The following is an 18,241-nucleotide window of genomic DNA, read 5'->3' as shown; positions in this document are numbered from 1 at the left end:
TCATCACCTCCGTGTTTTTATAATACGACATACTACTATGTCTGTCAAGGTAGTATTTTTAATCAAATACTTTGTTTGAAAAGAAAAAAATATATTCATAACGATATAACACTTTGACCCCTCAGAAGAAGAATTATGTAATAATGTTTACTTAGTAGCAGATTCATTCTCGGAGTTTATCTTAAGTTTTCAAATAGTTGAGGATGAAAATACGAGCCATTCATCATGAGGAATAGTGGGGGGGTATTTAGTGCCAGACGGAGGTAAATAATTTAAAACGATATTTCAATACTTGGCTCCAAAAAACGGCTGCTTTGAGTTGCGTCACCTGCCGTTTAAAAAATATTTCGCATGATGTAGAAATTCATAGATATGGATCGTCATTATATTGAAGACATCTAACACCCCATTATGAATGCCGAGAGGAGCAATAACATGAATTACACACTGCTAATGTATGAAACGACGGAGGATTTCGCCAAACGAAACGATCCGATTCACAAGGAGGCATATGCCGCAAGCTGGGCCCATTATGTCAAAGCGATGCTCGATTCAGGCATTGTTGTAAACGGTGCAGGTCTCGAGGCCCCCGAAACCGCAACCACGCTTAGCCTCAGGGGTGGTGAATTGCTGGTTCAGGATGGCCCGATCACCGAAACCAAGGAACATCTTGGCGGTTTGATGATCATCGACGTGCCAGATTTGGACACCGCATTGGAATGGGCAGCACGTTGTCCCGGCAGCTCGGTTGAGGTTCGCCCTAACTTGCATCCAGTTTCATTATGAGCGCCATGCATGCTCATCAACTGATTGAACAGACGGCCCGTGATTCCTACGGCCGTCTGGTTGCTTTTCTGGCTGTGCGCTGGCGTGACCTAGCCGCAGCGGAGGATGCGCTTGCCGACGCTTTCCTGGCCGCGCTGGAATCATGGCCTGCGACCGGAGTGCCGGATAATCCCGAGGCCTGGCTGCTTACTGCTGCGCAGCGCAGACTGATCGACGGTACCCGGCATGCCCGAGTGCATGCCGGTGCGGAGCAGACTTTGATCGCAATGGCGAAAAATACGCAGCAATGGGCCGAACTCGAAGCGTCTTTTCCGGATGAACGGCTCAAGATGCTGTTTATTTGCGCCCATCCCGAAATTGATCCAGTCGTACGTACACCGCTCATGCTCCAGTCCGTGCTTGGCCTTGACGCAGCCCGCATTGCTTCTGCCTTCGTTGTTAAGCCTGCAACGATGGGGCAGCGCCTTACCCGCGCGAAAGCGAAACTGAAAAGCGACGACATTATTTTCGATTTGCCCGGAAAGGACGAATGGCCTGAGCGCCTTGAAGCTGTGCTTGAAGCTGTCTATGCAGCCTATGGAAGCGGCTGGGATGATGTGGCCGGCGTAGATCCACGCCGGAAAGGAATGGCCGAAGAAGCGATTTTCATGGGAAGACTGATTTTACGGTTCATGCCGGGGGAACCAGAAGCGCTGGGATTGATGGCGCTTATGCTGCACTGCGAAGCACGCCGCCATGTGCGGCGCAATGAGGCAGGTGACTATGTTCCGATAACTGAACAGGATCATTCTCGTTGGTCAGTCACGATGATCGAGGAAGCGGAGCATTGCCTGCGTGTTGCCGCGCAAGGGAACCGCATCGGGCGGTTCCAGCTTGAAGCGGCGATTCAATCCGTGCACGCCCAGCGTGCCTGGACTGGCCGAACGGAGTGGGAAGCGATCGCGTTGCTATACGAGGGGCTCGTGCGTATCGCGCCAACGATAGGCGCAATCGTCGGCCGGGCGGCAGCCGTTGCTGAGGCGCGTGGAGCCGAAATCGGGATGGCGCTGCTGGAAGAAGTGCCGGCCGATGCGGTCAAGAGCTATCAACCTTATTGGGCGCTGAGCGCCCATTTGTTCAAACGGATGCAGAGATTCGAAGAGGCCCGTGCCGCATACAGCCGCTCCATTGGACTGTGCATGGATCCTTCCATTCGCGCGTTTCTGGAGAAGCAAGCTGGAGAATGTTAGTTGTCAGGTCTGTCATACTTTGCCGATTTCGTTGACGGCTGTGCCATAGATAACCCGTACCCGCTGATGATCATCTGCGCAATGAAGGCCATATATGTGGTATCCAGAGCATGAACGATGCGATTGAGGAATGCGATTTCAATATCGGCTGTAAAAAAATTGTAGTCTGGCTTGGTCTCAGAAGGTGGGCAGCTCGGCCCGCCGCTTCAACCACATCAAAGTCCCTGTTGTCATGTTGCGTAAGCGACTGGACAGGGGCTTTTTGTGTTAGCTCTTTCTTCAAACTTTCTTCAGAATTCCTTTATTTTTTTCTTAGCTCATTCTGCAGAATGTTTCGTTACGATAGATGCATCGTAAGATAACGAGAGGAGAGTTCTTTCATGATTAGAGCTATGCAAGAGCAGCTGTTGTTTCTATATAAATTCATAAGTGCGCCGAAGCAGATCGGCAGCGTCGCGCCGAGCTCCGTGTTTCTGGCCAAAAAAATGCTCGAACCCGTTCAATGGAACCAAGTAAGGAGCGTCGCCGAGCTCGGGGCGGGCACCGGCGCCATTACCAGACATCTGGCACAGGTTCTGCATGATGATGCAAAGGTTTTATTGTTCGAAAAAGACCTACAGCTGCGCAGTCAATTGTCTGCCCGGTTTCGGGACTTCGCTTGCTATGCCGACGCTTGCAGCATGCAGCCTGCCTTACGGAGAGAAGGAATAGACGGGCTCGATTGCATCTTGAGCGGCCTTCCGTTTTTTAATTTTCCGCCGGCTTTGCGCGAGCAATTAATGCACCAGATCGAAACGACGCTGAAGCCGGGCGGCTTGTTCATCGCCTTCCAGTATTCGCAGCAGATGCGGAAGCAGCTCAGCCAGCGATTCGAAATCGAGCACGTTCATTTTGTCCCTCTCAACGTCCCGCCCGCTTTCGTATACGTCTGCCGCAAAAGGGGGGGGGCTTGATGGACGCGATAAAAACCGACGCCAACAACTACGTCATATCGAAGCTTGCCACCTATTTTCCGCTTCTTTGGCTGCTTGCAATTCCGCTTTTGAACGTATTTTACGGTCTGCTGAATAACGGCAGCGGCGATGTTGGCAATCTGATGACCGATTTGGACAATCGGATCCCTTTCGTTCCAGTCTTTATTATTCCTTACTTGATCTGGTATCCGTTCATTTTCGGCATGTTCATCGTCTTCTTCCTGAAGGATAGAGCCGTCTACTACCGCAGCTTGATTGTCTTGTGCGCAGGGCTTATCTCCTGCTACCTTATTTATGCGGCGTATCAAACGACAGTACCCAGACCGCTCATGAATGACGACGGTTGGCTGACCGGGCTTGTGAAATTCGTTTATGCGACCGATAAGCCGTTCAACTGCTTTCCGAGCATTCATGTCCTGGCCAGCTACATCGTACTGAAAGCATCGTATCGCTGCAGCTTTGAGCGAATAGCGCGAACGGCGATTTTCATAGCCGCATGGAGCATCATCATCTCCACTTTGTTCGTGAAACAGCATGCGCTTCTGGACGTTGCTGGGGCCGTTTTGCTGACCGAAGCGCTTGTTTTCGCCGTGAAGCTAATCCGTTTTGAAAACCGCAAAACATCAAAGGAAGCTCGCGCGCATGAACTATGAATGGCTTCTGTCGCTCCTTCAGCAATTCGGTTATGCGGCGCTATTTTTTGCGCTATGACTCGGCATCGTCGGCTTGACGCCAGGCTACTTGCTCGGTCGGTATGTTGGAACACCTGTTTTGATGCGGTTGATGCGCAAGAAAAAAATGAAAAGTATTTTCTTTTTTCGGAGACGATTTCCCTAAAATATGGTAGCTTTGCAATAGGCATTAGTTATTTTTTTCCTATCATCCGGCATGTCATGCCTTATGTGGTCGGAGTCCACAACGTTACGTGGGTGATTATCCGCTTTTCGCACAAGGATAAACGCTTACCGGCGTCTTAGACGCTGGCTAAACTAAATACAAACAAACCTGGGACTAGGAGTGATCCAACTTGACAATAAGCGTTCTAGTCGCCGACGACGATCCGGAAATTCGCGACGTCATTCGTATCTACTTGCAAAATGAAGGCTACCGCGTTATTGAATCGGAGGACGGCGTTCAAGCACTTGAGCTGCTGCGACGTGAATCAGTTGATTTGATCATTCTGGACGTCATGATGCCGAATATGGATGGGATCAGAACTTGCTTCAAGATTAGAGAGATGACGAAAATTCCGATCATCATGCTCTCCGCCAAAAGCGAGGATATCGACAAAATAACGGGGCTTACGACCGGGGCGGACGATTATGTGGCCAAACCGTTCAATCCGCTGGAGCTGGTCGCAAGAGTCAAGGCGCAGCTGCGCAGGCAAATGTTCACCGGCGCGGCCGATCATCAGCTCAAAGCTTCCGATGACAGCGTAGTGGAGATCGACGACCTGGTCATTAACAAAAACAAGCACCTCGTGACGGTGCGCGGCCGGGAGGCGTCTCTTACACCGATCGAGTTCTCCATTTTGGAGCTGCTTGCCGGCCATCGCGGACAGGTGTTCAATGTGGAGCAAATTTATAGGAGCGTTTGGAAGGAAGATAAATTTTTGTCCGACAATACGGTGATGGTCCACGTGCGCAACATTCGCGAGAAGATCGAAGACAATCCGCGCGAACCGCGATTTATCAAAACGGTTTGGGGAGTGGGATATAAAGTTGAATAGAGACTTCTTTTCCCTCTTTAACTGGAAAAAGAGCATCAGGCTGCGTTTGCTTGGATCGCTTCTGTTTAGCCTTATCGTCTCTTTTTTCGGAACGTCCCTCATCAATAACATTTTGAGATTTATTTTGCCGCAGATTATCGCACCGAAGATTGAAGGCGCGGCTTTTTCCTTTGTTGGCGCGGCCTTTTCCTTCCTCTCGTTTTTGTTTTGCTTTTTGCTCATATTTTTCTTCCTGATGCGTCATATTGTCAGGCAAGTGAGAACTCTTGCCGACGGTCTCATGGCGATCGCCAAGGGGGATCTCAATTACCGGGTGCCCTTACCGGGCCAAGACGAGCTGGGGGAAGTCGCGCAGAACATCAATTACATGGCCGAGCAGCTTCAAAGCATGATGAAGAGAGAACGCCAGATCGAGACATCCAAAATGGAGCTGATCACGCATGTATCCCATGATTTGCGCACGCCTTTGACGAGCATCATCGGCTATTTGAACCTGCTCAAAAATGACGACTACCATGACCTGGACGAACACAAGCGGTACATCCATAACGCCTTTAACAAGACCCAACAAATGAAAAAGCTGATCGACGATCTGTTCGAGTATACCCGTCTTACCAGCGGCGACGCCAATCTTACCTTCCGGAAGATCGACCTTAACAGCCTCCTGGAGCAAATCATCATCGAGTTCGAGCCGATCGCGCAAGAGCACTCCCTTACGGTCAAGAAGGATTGGGAACAACAGCCCCTATTTGCCCATGTTGATGTTGAAAAGCTGGTGCGGGCAATCGATAACCTGCTCATGAATGCGCTCAAGTTTTCCTTGAAGCCCGGCGAAATTACGGTTCGGCTTGCCGAACACGACCATTTTATCGTGTTTGCGGTTGAAAATTGGGGAAGCCCGGTTACCAAGGAGCAGGAGAAGCTTTTGTTCGAGCGTTTTTATAAGGCGGAGCCTTCCAGACGCGATCGAGATGTGCCTTCGGGCGCAGGACTCGGTCTATCGATTGCGAACTATATCGTCGAGCTGCACGGAGGAAGAATCGGTCTGAAGCATGTGAACGGGCATTTCACTTTTTTTATTGAGTTGCCGAAAACGGCACAAATCACGAAGTACAATGGGAGCGATGAATTTATATGATGGTCGGACTTAGGCGATGAGTCTGGCGCAATTTCGAGGTAAAACTCAGACCTATGACAATGTCGCGATATATCAGGTACCCGAAAAAATATCATTAGGGCAATGCTTAAACTGTGGAATCGTCAAAATCAGATTCCCAGTTCAACCGGGAATACGCCCGTTATTCGGACGCCCGCCGATAAGTGATATCAAGAACCTGCGCGATTCTATGATGACTTAAAATTAAAACGCTTGACTTTCGAATGAGATTAGACGGGGGCTTGACACGCATGTGATATATTAAAGAAATAAAAACCGAGGTTTGTAGAGTTATTTATTAAATTGTTGTTTGTTTGAAGGAGGCAAGTATGTTTCAGTATATGGATCAACACTACGAGGCAGTTGATTTTAGCGGGCGGGATTTAAGATACGGCGAACTCATTCGCTGCACTTTTAAACGTTGTACATTTACTAGCAGCTCGATGGAGGAAATCACGATAAACCAATGCCGGTTCATAGAATGCAATTTTCGCGGAGCTTCGTTGAATGGTTCGATTCACACGGAATCAGCTTATGAAAACTGTAATTTTGCTGAAGCTAATCTCTTCGTTTCAGAATTTAACCATTGTAAAATGACAGGCTCAGACTTTGCAGGCGCACAATTGGATGGTGTTACCTTGGTTCAAGGGGATTGGTCCTATACAAATTTGAGACAAGCCAGGTTAGCAAAACAGGCTATGCGAGGAGTCCGTTTTTATGGAGCAGATCTTTCTGATGCTAATCTGGAGAAGGCTGATCTAAGAGATTGCGACCTGACAAGTGTGATTTTTGGAAAAGCAAAATTGCAGGGTGCGGACTTGCGTGGCGCTAAAATGGATGGTATCGATTTTAAAACGCTTGTTGTCAAAGGCGCACGGATGGACAGAGAACAAGCTGTTGCTTTTTTGCGTTCACACGGTGCGAAGATTGATTGAATTTCTCGATTTTTCGCTAATGGAGAAAAATAGCTGAAGAAAACCGCCTAATCAGTAGGCGGTTTTTTAGCAGGGTCCGCGTTAATCGGTACATTGGAAATAGTCGTTGTTCGTCGTGTAATGCACATCATCCTGGTAATCACCGAATCCCCTGGTGTTGCTGAGCGTCCATGAACCCGTATAAGTAACAGCTGGCAGCGGAATATAATCACTACGGTGTTCGTTGAAGCTTTGTTAGAAATTCTCCAACACAATCTTTCCTATCGATCTACCTGCTTCCATTTTCTCATGTACGGCACGTAGGTTTTTTGCATTAATTGGTTCTAGGCGTTCATTTAAAGTGGTTGTTAACTTACCGTTATCGATTAAGTCAGCCAGTTCATTCAGTAGCTCGTGTTGTTTGATGATATCCTTGGTATGGAACATGGATCGGGTAAACATAAGCTCCCATACAAACGTGACACTTTTAGAAAAAAGTAGGTCCATATCCAAGCTTCCCGCCCAAGAAGCCTTATCTGCAGGAACGATTGAACATATCTTACCTTGGGGGGCTATGACCTCTGCCATATTCGCAAAATGTTGTACGGTGTCATTTAAGCAAAATATATAATCGACAGCCTCAAATCCAATATTCTTGAGTTGCGATGCAAAATGGCTATTGTGGTTGATTGTAAAATCTGCCCCGTGATTTTTAGTCCACTGAATTGACTCTGGGCGTGAAGCAGTACCTATTACAGTGAGACCTGCTAATTTGGCAAGTTGAGTTGCTATCGACCCTACTCCCCCTGCTGCACCGATAATGAGTATGCTTTTATTTTTATTTTCTTCTACGCTATGATGGATTCCTAAACGATCAAACAAACCCTCCCAGGCAGTAATTGAGGTAAGCGGTAAAGCGGCTGCTTGTGCGAAATCCAAACTCTTCGGTTTGTTTCCCACAATGCGTTCATCTACCAAGTGAAATTCACTATTACCTCCTGGTCGAGCCACACTCCCCGCATAATAGATCTCATCTCCAGGTTTAAACAACTGACATTCAGGTCCAACCTGTTCAACGATACCAGCTACATCCCAACCTAGAATTTTGGGTGATTCTTCTTCATAGTTGTTTTTCTCTCGCACACCCAAGTCGGCAGGGTTGACAGAGATGGCTTTTACTTCAACCAGTAGATCGCGTCCTGTAGGAACCGGTTTTTCCATATACAGATCAACAAGGCTCTCCGGGTCGGATATAGGGAGATATCGGTAAGCGCCGACGGCTTTCATTTTTTGGTGATTACTCATATTTTTTCTTCTTCCTTTCAAGTTGGTATATCGTACGTTTGAATTATATGTTGTATACTTACTTTTAGGAAGTAGGCATAATTTTATTATATAGTACTAAAAATCATACCATTGGAGGGAGATAGCGTAATGGGAGATCGAAGAAATAAATACGGTGCTAGCCCAAACATGGCAGGATGTCCTGTGGAGACAACTCTGGATGTCATTGGGGGGAAATGGAAAGGGATCATTCTCTATCATCTCATTGACGGAACGAAAAGATTTAATGAATTTCGACGTCTCAATCCGGGTATTACACAATTTATGCTTACACTGCAGTTACGGGAGCTTGAGCGGGATGGGATCATTCATAGAGAAGTTTATAAAGAAGTACCGCCTAGAGTGGAATACTCGCTTACTGATTTTGGAAAGACGTTAGTACCGATCATAGTATCTATGAAAGAATGGGGGGAGATTTATAAAACCAGACTTAACGAAATTAGAACGCCACAAGGGGAAGAGGTTTGAATGTTCAAAAGGGGAAAGGTTGACTTATCATGCTGAAACCCACAGTTTTTTTTGGAATGTCAAATTATTGCCATTGCTGCCATTAGTCTGTAGAATGTTTAGTAAATATCTGTTTATTTAAATGGCGAAAGTGTGTGATAGCATGGTAACGATAAAGGATATCGCGAATAAAGCGCAAGTTTCAAGTGCCACAGTTTCACGCGTTCTAAATAACGACATGACTTTGCAAGTTGCTGAGGAAACTAGGCAGCGAATTATTGAAGTTGCCAAGCAACTGGACTATAAAAAAACGAAATCACGTGCAAATAAGAACCTTGAAGTAGAAGCTGAAAAAAAACAAATCATCGGATTAGTTATCTGGGGCTCGGAACAGTTGGAGTCCTCAGATCCGTATTTCATGTTTATTCGTCAAGGAATCGGCAAAGAATGTGCAAAGCAAGGTATTACCGTTAACAAGGTGATGTTCATGGATGACTTCGATATGAATATCGCAGAGGAGTTGGATGGCTTAATCGTCATCGGCAAAGTGCATATCGATTTGCTGAGACAATCGACGCAGATACCGCATATTGTTTCGATCGATTATGTGTTAGATGACGAATACGACTCCGTTATGTTCGATCTGCGAAAAGCGACTAGACATGCTATGGATCACCTTTTTCAGCTTGGTCACCAAAAGATCGGCTACATTGGCGGAATCAGTTATATTCGCACGCTAGAGGGCAAAGTTCATAACATCGATGTACGTCAAAAAGAATACGAAGCGATCATGAGGGAAAAGGGATGGTTCGAACCAACTCACCTGTTTGTGGACGATTGGCGCACAGAGCAGGGCTACATTTTGATGAAGCAAGCATTAGAGTTGGATGATCGGCCAACTGCTTTTTTGATTGGCAGTGACCCAATGGCTATAGCCGCGCTCAAAGCATTGCAGGAATCTGATATTAAAGTGCCGGATGAGATTGCCATCGTAAGCTTCGATGACATTCCCCTAGCTTCGTTCGTTTCCCCTCCTCTTACAACCGTAAGGGTGCTTACGGAAGATATGGGAGTTACGGCTGTGAAGCTGTTGGTTGACCGTTTCAACGGCCGTGATGTTCCTCTCCATGTGACCATACCAACAAAACTTATCATACGTGAAAGTTGTGGAACAAAAATTGAATAGAAAAGAATCAAGAAGCCGTTCACTCAGATCTGTAAAGATTTGATGGATGGCTTTTTTAATTGAAATTTACTGAATGCCGAATAAAAAACAATTGAGAAAGTATCATTTAAATGCTAAAATCGAGTAAACATTTAGTAAATATATTTATTTTGTAATGGAGGAGCCAACATGAAAGATGAAGCTTTGAACAATTGCACGTTAGAGGTAGGTCCTTACCATTTTCAATTATCGGGCTGCAGCGAGCAGTTTCGCGGCTCGATGACTCGGACGAACGTTCAGGAAGGTGTAGAACTTATTCACATCAAGTTGGAAGGTGAGAACCTACAACAACCGCCCACGATCGAGTTAATTTGGCACCATCCAGGCATAGATATTCAGGGCAGTTGGTACCCTAGCGCATATCGTTCCAAGAGACTTCGTGTGGATTGGGAAGAAGGAGTCGTTTCCAAATCAACGTATTCGGCGCCAGTCTTTAGTTTATTTAACATACAGGGCAGCAACCGACTCACTTTCGCTTTCTCTGATGCGCTCAATTCCGTAGCCTTGTCAGCAGGTGTCAATGAGGAGACAGCCACTTTTCGCTGCGGGGTCAAGTTATTTTTTGAACCTAGTGCACCCATGTCTGTTTACGAAGCGACTTTGCGCTTGGACACGAGAGAGATGGCGTATTATGAATGCTTGGATGATGTTCAAAAGTGGTGGGTTTCCCTTCCCGGTTATACGCCTGCTATTGTACCTGAATCAGCTAAACTTCCCATGTATTCAACGTGGTACAGCTTCCATCAGCAGCTTACTTCGGAAGGGATAGAGCAAGAATGTAAGCTAGCCAAACAATTAGGCTGCGAAGCCGTCATTGTTGACGATGGCTGGCAAACGTCTGATAACACGCGTGGCTATGCCTATTGCGGAGACTGGGAAGTTTGTGAAGAGAAAATTCCCGATATGAAAGCTCATGTTGAATGTGTACATCAAATGGGTTTGAAATATCTGTTATGGTATTCGGTTCCTTTTGTTGGATTCAGGAGTAAGAATTGGGATCGCTTTAAAGACAAATTGCTAAAGACGATTGACAGCTTGCAAACAGGCGTACTGGATCCGCGGTATCCTGATGTACGAGAATTTATTATTAACTTGTATGAAACAGCGTTGGTGGAGTGGGATCTTGATGGCTTTAAGCTTGATTTTGTAGATAGCTTCGTTGGAACGGAAGAGACAATTTATAAGGAAGATAGCTCGATGGATTACATCTCAATTCCTGAGGCTGTAGACTGCTTAATGAGCAATATCATCGACAGGTTGAGACTCATAAAGCCTGATGTCATGATCGAATTCCGTCAAAATTATATCGGCCCCTTAATGAGAAAATACGGGAACATGTTTAGGGCAACGGATTGTCCGAATGATGCGATCGAAAATAGAATCAGAACGCTCGATGTCCGGTTAATTAGCGGAGATACGGTTGTTCATTCCGATATGGTGATGTGGCATCCGCAAGAACCAGTTGAAAGCTCTGCGCTGCAGATCGTTAATACGCTATTTTCCGTTCCGCAAATTTCTGTTCTGTTGGATCGCCTACCGGAAGAACATCTTCAAATGGTGCGTTATTGGCTATCTTTTTGGAGAGAGCATCGCGATGTGTTGTTAGACGGCCAGTTGAAACCTCAGCATCCAGACTTTCTCTATCCATTCGTCATCGCCGATAACGGGCATAAAAGGATTGTTTGCGCCTATGGCGATGTAACTGTCAAACCAGGTCGCAATCATCCCGAGCTTGTTCTGTTCGTGAACGGAACGTTGAATTCGCGTATTTATGTGGAGATTGAAGAGGATTGGGGCGCGAAATGGGTAGAGGTTCGAGATTGTAAGGGTCAATTGATTTCTAAGGAACGTTTGGAACTGAAAGCTGGCATTCATCGTTTGGATATTCCACCTTGCGGTGTGGCAACGGTTTACGAATAGCTTCAAAAATGTATTGAGAGTATGTGATGATGATAGCCACGATTAAAGATATCGCCAAAATCGCTCGAGTTTCTTCTGCTACGGTTTCAAGGGTGTTAAACAACGATACAACGTTCAATGTACCCGCTGAGACAAGGCATCGAATTATTGAAACTGCAGGTAAGTTGAACTATCGCAGAAATGAGCGGAAACAGAAAGATGAGCCAAATGAAATGCAGCAGTTAAAGTTTGGTTTACTGATCTGGTGTTCCGAGCAGATGGAATATTCGGATCCCTTCTATTTGTCTATCCGCCAAGGCATCGAGAAGGAGTGCGCAAAGCACGGGATTAACATTAGCAGGGTGTTCCGATTCATGGATGAATCCAATATTAACATTGATGCCCATCAGTTAGACGGATTAATCGTGATTGGAAAAGTGCATATCGATATCATCAATAAATCGACCCGCACGCCAAACATCGTTTCCATTGATTATGTGCTGAGTGATGAGTTTGATTCCGTGATGTTCGATTTGTCCAAAGCGACCAGGCAAGCTTTGGATCATTTACTTCAATTGGGTCATCGAAAGATTGGTTATATAGGCGGAATCAGCTATATCCGAACATCGGAAGGCAAAATGTTCAATACAGATACTCGCCAAAAAGAGTTTGAAGATATCTTGAAAGAAATGGACTTATTCAATCCTAATTTTATGTTTGTCGGTGATTGGCGCGCCGAAGTTGGGTATGAGCTAATGAAACAAGCATTAGAGGCGGAAGACGTGCCTACTGCCTTCGTGATTGGCAGCGACCCTATGGCAATTGCTGCTCTTAAGGCAGTGAATGAATCCGATTATAAAGTGCCTAACGATATAGCGATCGTGAGTATTGACGATATTCAACTAGCTTCGTTTGTGACTCCTCCATTAACGAGTATAAAAGTTTTTATGGAAGAAATGGGGGAAACAGCCGTTAAGTTGATGGTTGATCGCCTGAGAGGTAGAGAACTGCCGCTGCATGTAACCATTCCAACGAAACTAATGGTAAGAAAGAGCTGTGGTGCGGAAGCATGATAGAACGAATAAGAGCAAAGTGTTAGGTCAGCGCATAACAGGTAAGACGTGGTAAAGCGAATAGGTAAGTCTTTCGTTTTACCATTTTTACTTTTTTGAAAATATTTACGAATAAAATAGTTATTTAGTAAATAAAATCAAATTTATAGATAAAATTTAAAATATTTTAGTAAAAACTATTGTGTTTTTAGAAAATTATTAGTAAAATAAAAAGTGTAGAAAATGATTCTACAATCAAATGTGCAAAGACAACTTGCTTACAACAGAATGCATGGTCACAGAATTGATATGCTGGAATGCAGGAGGAAATCTTAAAGGACGGTTTTGAAAGCGCAATCATTTTAAACTAATTCAAATGAAAGAAGGGGTCGTATTTGAAAAAGACATTGCGAGTTATGTTATCTGCGGCACTAACGATGAGTGTTGTTGCTGGATGCTCCACACAGAAGGTTGATAACAAAGCAACAGAAACACCAAAAGCTACTACGGAATCAAAAGTGGAAACAGCAAAAGCCGCAACGAACGAGTTTGGCTGGGAAGTGCCTAGTAAGCCGATTGAGTTTAGTTACTATTATGCTGATGCGATCAACCCAGACAAGACCAAAAAGAATAGCGATTTAATGCATAAATACTTATTGGAGAAGTTTAACGTCAACATTAATAAAATTACTTTTGATGCTAAGAAAGAAGATAAGCTGAATTTGATGCTTGCTTCAGGCGATTATCCCGAAGTGATTGCGAATATGGATGAGGCGACAGTAGCGAAGTGGGTCGCACAAGGGAAAGTGCTTGAAATTGGTCCAACTATCGACAAGGTAGCGCCGAACATAAAGACGCAGCTAGGGGATCTTTATAAAACATACTTAACGAACGGTAAATTGTATGCCCTTCCAGGTTATTGGGGATCACTGCCAATCCCGGATTTCTCAGCACATATTCGTTATGACTACTGGAAAGAACTTGGAACTCCGAAGTTTGAAACGCCAGATCAATACTATGATGTACTGAAGAAAATTCAGGAGAAGCATCCGAAGAATGATAAAGGTGAAAAGACGTACGCGCTCTCTGGTTTTGCACCGGTTACGGAAAAGATCGTTCCAACACTGGCTGGCATGTGGGGGCTGAAAGACGGGAATAAAATCAGCGCTGACGGAAAGATTACGCATTGGATTAATACGCCTGAAGGTCTTGAGCTTACGCTTTTCATGAACAAGATTTATCGCGATGGCTTGCTCGATCCAGATACATTTATTAACAAGTACGAGAACATGAAAGCTAAAATGTCAACGGATCGTGTTATGGGCTTCATTGGCGCATGGTGGATTGGCTGGAACGCAGGGCACGAAGTTTGGCAGAAGAGCGATCCGAAATGGAATGAAGAGAAGCGTTTTATGCAAGTGAGCGCAAAAGCTGCGAGTGCGGATAAAGCTTACTTGTCAGGGAAGAATTCGCGAAGCACAGGTATGACGGTGATAACGAATAAAGCCAAAAATCCGGAAGAAATTATGAAATGGTTAAACTTCTCTGTGACAGATACCGGTACAAGATTAATCGGCTGGGGAGTTCCGAATACCGACAAATCGATCTGGAACTTCAAAGATGGGAAAGCCAGTTTTGTTGAATCACAGAAACAAGCGATTATCGATTCCAAGTTTGATTACGATGCTGGTGATCTGCTCGGCATGGATTTGTATAATCTGGTTACTAGCCAAGGCATTACAAAGGATGACGGTAAGAGCGCATATTGGTTTGATCAAAACTTCAACGATAATGCAAAATGGAAAAAGATGATGAACGATAATTTGAAAGATACGATTTATGACAATACCGTTGGGGATATCAAAATTCCTGCAAATGACCCGCTGGCAATAACCGATAAGCAAGTGAAAGATTTGCTTGAGTCGCAGTGGGCTAAAGCGGTTATGAGCAAGACGGAAGAAGAGAGCCGGACTAATTACGCAGCCCTGAAAGAAAAGCTGAATTCAGCAGGCTTGGATAAGATCGAGAAATATAAAACCGATGAATACCAAAGAAGATTAAAAGAGTGGAAATAACAATAGCGAAAGGAAGGGTCACTCCTTCCTTTCCTTTGTCCGAATTGTCTCAGTAAATCAAAACAATCGGATATGGAGGTACTTATGGAGAGCACTGTGCATGAACTTAATGACTATAGAACAAGTTCTAAGGCGAAAAAGACAAAGTTTCAATTGATTAAGAGAAGATTTATTAGAGAGCGTCAAATATGGATGCTTTGCATCCCCATTCTTATCTTTATTGCTATCATGCAGTATTTACCTATGTTAGGCGTAATTACAGCCTTCATGAATTACATTCCTGGGACTTCTGTTTTCAAGAGTGAGTGGGTAGGCCTTCTGCATTTCAAAACGTTCTTTTCATCGCCGGATTTCCCCATGATTATGCGGAATACGCTGGCCATCGGCGGGCTGAATATTTTGTTTGGATTCCCAGCGCCGATTATTCTGGCACTACTGCTAAATGAAGTTCGCAGTAAGTCTTTTCGTAAATTTATCCAATCTACTTCATACTTGCCTTATTTTCTTTCATGGGTTGTTATTGCGAGTATTACTTTTACCTTATTTGGAAATGAAGGGGTTTTCAATGAATTTTTGCTGCGTTTCGGATTCAGTGATCAACCTATAGCCTTCCTAGGTGAAGGAGGGAAATATTACTGGGGTATTATCACGGGACTCGGTGTGTGGAAAGCCGTCGGTTGGAACTCCATCATATACCTGTCCGCGATTACGAGTGTTGACCCGGAGCTGTACGATGCAGGAAAAGTGGATGGACTCGGCAGATTCAAAAGCATATGGCACATTACACTGCCCGCTATTCGTCCCACGATTGTAGTACTGTGGATTCTGAGTTTGGGTAGTATTTTTACGGCAGGTTTAGAAGCCCCTCTCTTGATCGGGAATTCGCAAACCAGAGACTATTCGGAAGTCCTAGATACGTACGTCTTTACTTATGGACTTCAACTCGGAAACTATTCTTTTGCAACCGCCATTGAATTAGTCAAATCAATCATTGCGATTAGTTTAGTATTCGGGGCCAATCGCTTTACGAAAAAAGTGATGGATACGTCACTCTACTAGGAGGAAGCATACATGGTCACTACATTCTCAAAACAATCGCTAGGCGGCAAAATATTCGATGTCTTAAATGTAATGGTTTTATTAATTTTTGGCTTGCTTGTGGTGTATCCTTTTTTGAACTTGCTTGCACTCTCATTTAATGATGGAACCGATGCATTGAAAGGCGGCATCTATTTGTGGCCACGCAAATTATCGTTTAGCGCCTACCAGTTTCTGTTTCAGGATCAGAGACTACTTTCCAGTTTATCGATTTCCATCATGCGGGTAGTTATCGGCACGATTACCTGTGTGCTTTCAACTGGACTATTGGCTTATATCGTTACGATCAAACATTTCTCTGGAAGAAAGATGATGAAAGTCATCTTTATTATAACGATCTATTTCACCGGCGGTTTAATTCCAACTTATTTGGTTTTTCTTGGCCTCGGATTGACGGATTCGTTCAATGTGTACTGGATACCTGCCATGTTTAATGCGACTTGGATGCTGTATATGGCTTCATATATGGAAAGTATACCTGACTCCTTATACGAATCGGCTAGAATTGATGGTGCAAGCGAGCTTGGCATATTTGTCCGTATTGCGGTCCCGGTTTCGATTCCTGTATTTGCTTCGATCGCTATATTCAGTTCGGTAAGCCACTGGAACTATTGGCTGGATACGGTCATCTACAATTCAAGTGGGAACTGGGATACGCTGCCTATTTACTTGAAAAGGCTGCTTTTGGAAGTTGAAGCGTTTGAAGAGTTAAGAAATCCGTTAGCACTTAGCGAGAAGTTGAGAAATTTATCGCCAACTACACTGCGTGCGGCATTAACGATGATTGTTACATTACCGATCTTTTTCGTCTATCCGATCATGCAAAAATATTTTGTCGGTGGACTTACGCTTGGCGCGGTCAAGGGATAATTGTGTTTGATAAATAAATGAGAGACTTTGAGCTGCGCTCAAAGATCCCTATATATGGAGGAAACATACATGTCAAAAATTACTTTCTTAGGTGCAGGAAGCACCATTTTCGCAAAAAATGTTTTAGGGGACTGCATGCTTACACCTGCGCTTCAAGGATTCGAAATCGCTTTGTTTGACATCGATGCAGAGCGTTTGAAGGATTCGGAAAATATGCTCAATAACTTGAAACAGACATTGGGGAGCACATGTGTCGTTAAAGCCTATTCCGATCGCAAGGAAGCGTTGCGCGGGGCGGCTTATGTTGTCAATGCGATTCAGGTGGGTGGATACGATCCATGTACCATTACTGATTTTGAAATTCCGAAGAAATACGGCTTACGGCAAACGATCGCGGACACAATCGGAATTGGTGGAATTTTCCGCAATCTGCGTACGATTCCGGTTATGCTGGATTTTGCTAAAGATATACAGGAAGTATGTCCGGATGCCTTGTTTTTGAATTATACAAATCCGATGGCTGTGTTGACCAATGTCATGAACACCTATGGTGGTGTCAAGACAGTTGGCTTATGCCACAGCGTTCAAGTATGTGTGCCGCATATATTCGAACATTTAGGCATGGATCACAGTGGAGTACAGTGGAAAATAGCGGGTATCAATCATATGGCATGGCTTCTTGAAGTGAAGAAGGATGGCGTCGATTTATATCCTGAAATCAAACAACGTGCACGCGAGAAACAAAAAGAGAAGCATGATGATATGGTTCGTTTTGAAATGATGCTTCGTTTCGGATATTACATTACGGAATCATCCGAGCACAATGCCGAATACCATCCGTATTTTATTAAACGGAATTATCCAGAACTTGTTGACAGATTTAATATTCCGCTTGACGAATATCCTCGCCGCTGCGTAAACCAAATCGAGCGTTGGAAAACGATGCGTGAAGAGATTGTCAGCAATAAAAACTTGACACATAAGAGGACACTTGAATATGCCTCATACATCTTTGAAGCGATGGAAACGAACAATCCGTTTAAAATTGGTGGAAACGTCATGAACACAGGTTTGATTACAAACCTGCCGAAGGAAGCTTGCGTAGAGGTGCCGTGCCTTGTTGATTCCAGTGGCGTGAATCCAACCTATGTGGGGGATCTGCCACCTCAATGCGCTGCGCTGAACAGAACGAATATCAATACGCAATTACTTACAATTGAGGCTGCTATGACTGGGAAGAAAGAACATATCTACCATGCTGCATTACTGGATCCGCACACGGCTGCTGAACTGTCTATCGACGATACCGTTGCGCTATGCGATGAACTTATCGAAGCACATGGAAATTGGCTTCCCTCGTTCAAGTAAATATAAAGGGGGATTCCCCCTTTTTTTTATGCAACAGCATGGAACATTATGGGTTGAATTACAAATAAGGGGATG

17 protein-coding genes are annotated in these 18,241 nt (G+C 44.7%); 15 read left to right on the top strand and 2 right to left on the bottom strand.

Annotated features, from left to right (window positions below; translation table 11 throughout):
- The first annotated feature begins 435 nt into the window (after window positions 1-435).
- The 5 genes from GC102_RS14960 (at window position 436) to GC102_RS14940 (ending at window position 4,718) form a co-directional block, all read left to right on the top strand.
- Window positions 436-786 carry a YciI family protein gene (locus GC102_RS14960; protein ID WP_171642403.1) on the top strand — a complete coding sequence of 117 codons (351 nt, stop codon included), beginning with the start codon at window positions 436-438 and terminating at the stop codon, window positions 784-786.
- Between the two features lie 5 nt (window positions 787-791).
- Window positions 792-2,015 (top strand): RNA polymerase sigma factor, encoded by a 1,224-nt coding sequence (locus GC102_RS14955; protein WP_171690248.1) that lies wholly within the window; start codon window positions 792-794, stop codon window positions 2,013-2,015.
- Window positions 2,016-2,395: 380 nt separating this feature from the next.
- Window positions 2,396-2,968: a class I SAM-dependent methyltransferase gene (locus GC102_RS14950; RefSeq protein WP_171690247.1), complete on the top strand. Its 573-nt coding sequence runs from the start codon at window positions 2,396-2,398 to the stop codon at window positions 2,966-2,968.
- Window positions 2,968-3,642: a phosphatase PAP2 family protein gene (locus GC102_RS14945; protein WP_171690246.1), complete on the top strand. Its 675-nt coding sequence runs from the start codon at window positions 2,968-2,970 to the stop codon at window positions 3,640-3,642. Before GC102_RS14950 ends, GC102_RS14945 begins: the two co-directional genes overlap by 1 nt.
- Window positions 3,643-4,016: 374 nt before the next feature.
- Window positions 4,017-4,718, top strand: coding sequence for a response regulator transcription factor (locus GC102_RS14940; RefSeq protein WP_171690245.1), 702 nt, complete (start codon window positions 4,017-4,019; stop codon window positions 4,716-4,718).
- Here GC102_RS14940 and GC102_RS39460 read toward each other — a convergent pair.
- Window positions 4,681-4,974 (bottom strand): hypothetical protein, encoded by a 294-nt coding sequence (locus GC102_RS39460; RefSeq protein WP_246320929.1) that lies wholly within the window; start codon window positions 4,972-4,974, stop codon window positions 4,681-4,683. The genes GC102_RS14940 and GC102_RS39460 overlap by 38 nt on opposite strands.
- Between GC102_RS39460 and GC102_RS14935 the strand changes: the two genes are divergently transcribed.
- Window positions 4,954-5,856: a HAMP domain-containing sensor histidine kinase gene (locus tag GC102_RS14935; RefSeq protein WP_312883279.1), complete on the top strand. Its 903-nt coding sequence runs from the start codon at window positions 4,954-4,956 to the stop codon at window positions 5,854-5,856. The genes GC102_RS39460 and GC102_RS14935 overlap by 21 nt on opposite strands.
- Before the next feature lie 347 nt (window positions 5,857-6,203).
- Window positions 6,204-6,809 carry a pentapeptide repeat-containing protein gene (locus tag GC102_RS14930; RefSeq protein ID WP_171645744.1) on the top strand — a complete coding sequence of 202 codons (606 nt, stop codon included), beginning with the start codon at window positions 6,204-6,206 and terminating at the stop codon, window positions 6,807-6,809.
- Between the two features lie 234 nt (window positions 6,810-7,043).
- On the opposite strand, the gene GC102_RS14925 is transcribed toward GC102_RS14930, so the two are convergent.
- The gene (locus GC102_RS14925; RefSeq protein WP_171690243.1) at window positions 7,044-8,093 is read right to left on the bottom strand and encodes a zinc-binding alcohol dehydrogenase family protein; all 1,050 of its coding nucleotides are present in this window, start codon (window positions 8,091-8,093) and stop codon (window positions 7,044-7,046) included.
- A gap of 129 nt (window positions 8,094-8,222) precedes the next feature.
- Between GC102_RS14925 and GC102_RS14920 the strand changes: the two genes are divergently transcribed.
- The 8 genes from GC102_RS14920 (at window position 8,223) to GC102_RS14885 (ending at window position 18,166) form a co-directional block, all read left to right on the top strand.
- A complete protein-coding gene (locus tag GC102_RS14920; RefSeq protein WP_171690242.1) occupies window positions 8,223-8,600 on the top strand; it encodes a winged helix-turn-helix transcriptional regulator in 378 nt (125 codons plus the stop codon).
- Window positions 8,601-8,742: 142 nt separating this feature from the next.
- Window positions 8,743-9,765 carry a LacI family DNA-binding transcriptional regulator gene (locus GC102_RS14915; RefSeq protein ID WP_171690241.1) on the top strand — a complete coding sequence of 341 codons (1,023 nt, stop codon included), beginning with the start codon at window positions 8,743-8,745 and terminating at the stop codon, window positions 9,763-9,765.
- 168 nt (window positions 9,766-9,933) lie between these two features.
- Window positions 9,934-11,724, top strand: coding sequence for a glycoside hydrolase family 36 protein (locus GC102_RS14910; RefSeq protein ID WP_171690240.1), 1,791 nt, complete (start codon window positions 9,934-9,936; stop codon window positions 11,722-11,724).
- Between the two features lie 26 nt (window positions 11,725-11,750).
- Window positions 11,751-12,776 (top strand): LacI family DNA-binding transcriptional regulator, encoded by a 1,026-nt coding sequence (locus GC102_RS14905; protein ID WP_246320927.1) that lies wholly within the window; start codon window positions 11,751-11,753, stop codon window positions 12,774-12,776.
- Window positions 12,777-13,150: 374 nt separating this feature from the next.
- A complete protein-coding gene (locus GC102_RS14900) occupies window positions 13,151-14,830 on the top strand; it encodes a type 2 periplasmic-binding domain-containing protein (RefSeq protein ID WP_171690239.1) in 1,680 nt (559 codons plus the stop codon).
- A gap of 84 nt (window positions 14,831-14,914) precedes the next feature.
- Window positions 14,915-15,889 (top strand): ABC transporter permease, encoded by a 975-nt coding sequence (locus tag GC102_RS14895; RefSeq protein ID WP_171690238.1) that lies wholly within the window; start codon window positions 14,915-14,917, stop codon window positions 15,887-15,889.
- 12 nt (window positions 15,890-15,901) lie between these two features.
- Complete coding sequence (locus tag GC102_RS14890; RefSeq protein WP_171690237.1) at window positions 15,902-16,798, top strand: carbohydrate ABC transporter permease; 897 nt, start codon at window positions 15,902-15,904, stop codon at window positions 16,796-16,798.
- A 69-nt stretch (window positions 16,799-16,867) separates the two neighbouring features.
- Complete coding sequence (locus GC102_RS14885) at window positions 16,868-18,166, top strand: alpha-glucosidase/alpha-galactosidase (RefSeq protein ID WP_171690236.1); 1,299 nt, start codon at window positions 16,868-16,870, stop codon at window positions 18,164-18,166.
- Window positions 18,167-18,241 lie beyond the last annotated feature (75 nt).

The organism is Paenibacillus germinis (assembly GCF_013141785.1).
Lineage (GTDB): Bacteria > Bacillota > Bacilli > Paenibacillales > NBRC-103111 > Paenibacillus_E > Paenibacillus_E phytorum.
Note: the sequence above shows the minus strand (reverse complement) of the source record. Positions and strands in the feature narration are given on the sequence as shown.

Bases quoted from the DNA above. Each gene is read 5' to 3' on its own strand.
- GC102_RS14895 (WP_171690238.1), top strand. From the start codon at position 14,915: ATGGAGAGCACTGTGCATGAACTTAATGACTATAGAACAAGTTCTAAG.
- GC102_RS14930 (WP_171645744.1), top strand. From the start codon at position 6,204: ATGTTTCAGTATATGGATCAACACTACGAGGCAGTTGATTTTAGCGGG.
- GC102_RS14955 (WP_171690248.1), top strand. From the start codon at position 792: ATGCATGCTCATCAACTGATTGAACAGACGGCCCGTGATTCCTACGGC.
- GC102_RS14910 (WP_171690240.1), top strand. From the start codon at position 9,934: ATGAAAGATGAAGCTTTGAACAATTGCACGTTAGAGGTAGGTCCTTAC.
- GC102_RS14905 (WP_246320927.1), top strand. From the start codon at position 11,751: ATGATGATAGCCACGATTAAAGATATCGCCAAAATCGCTCGAGTTTCT.
- GC102_RS14925 (WP_171690243.1), bottom strand. From the start codon at position 8,093: ATGAGTAATCACCAAAAAATGAAAGCCGTCGGCGCTTACCGATATCTC.
- GC102_RS14960 (WP_171642403.1), top strand. From the start codon at position 436: ATGAATTACACACTGCTAATGTATGAAACGACGGAGGATTTCGCCAAA.
- GC102_RS14885 (WP_171690236.1), top strand. From the start codon at position 16,868: ATGTCAAAAATTACTTTCTTAGGTGCAGGAAGCACCATTTTCGCAAAA.
- GC102_RS14950 (WP_171690247.1), top strand. From the start codon at position 2,396: ATGATTAGAGCTATGCAAGAGCAGCTGTTGTTTCTATATAAATTCATA.
- GC102_RS14945 (WP_171690246.1), top strand. From the start codon at position 2,968: ATGGACGCGATAAAAACCGACGCCAACAACTACGTCATATCGAAGCTT.
- GC102_RS14915 (WP_171690241.1), top strand. From the start codon at position 8,743: ATGGTAACGATAAAGGATATCGCGAATAAAGCGCAAGTTTCAAGTGCC.
- GC102_RS14890 (WP_171690237.1), top strand. From the start codon at position 15,902: ATGGTCACTACATTCTCAAAACAATCGCTAGGCGGCAAAATATTCGAT.
- GC102_RS14935 (WP_312883279.1), top strand. From the start codon at position 4,954: ATGCGTCATATTGTCAGGCAAGTGAGAACTCTTGCCGACGGTCTCATG.
- GC102_RS14920 (WP_171690242.1), top strand. From the start codon at position 8,223: ATGGGAGATCGAAGAAATAAATACGGTGCTAGCCCAAACATGGCAGGA.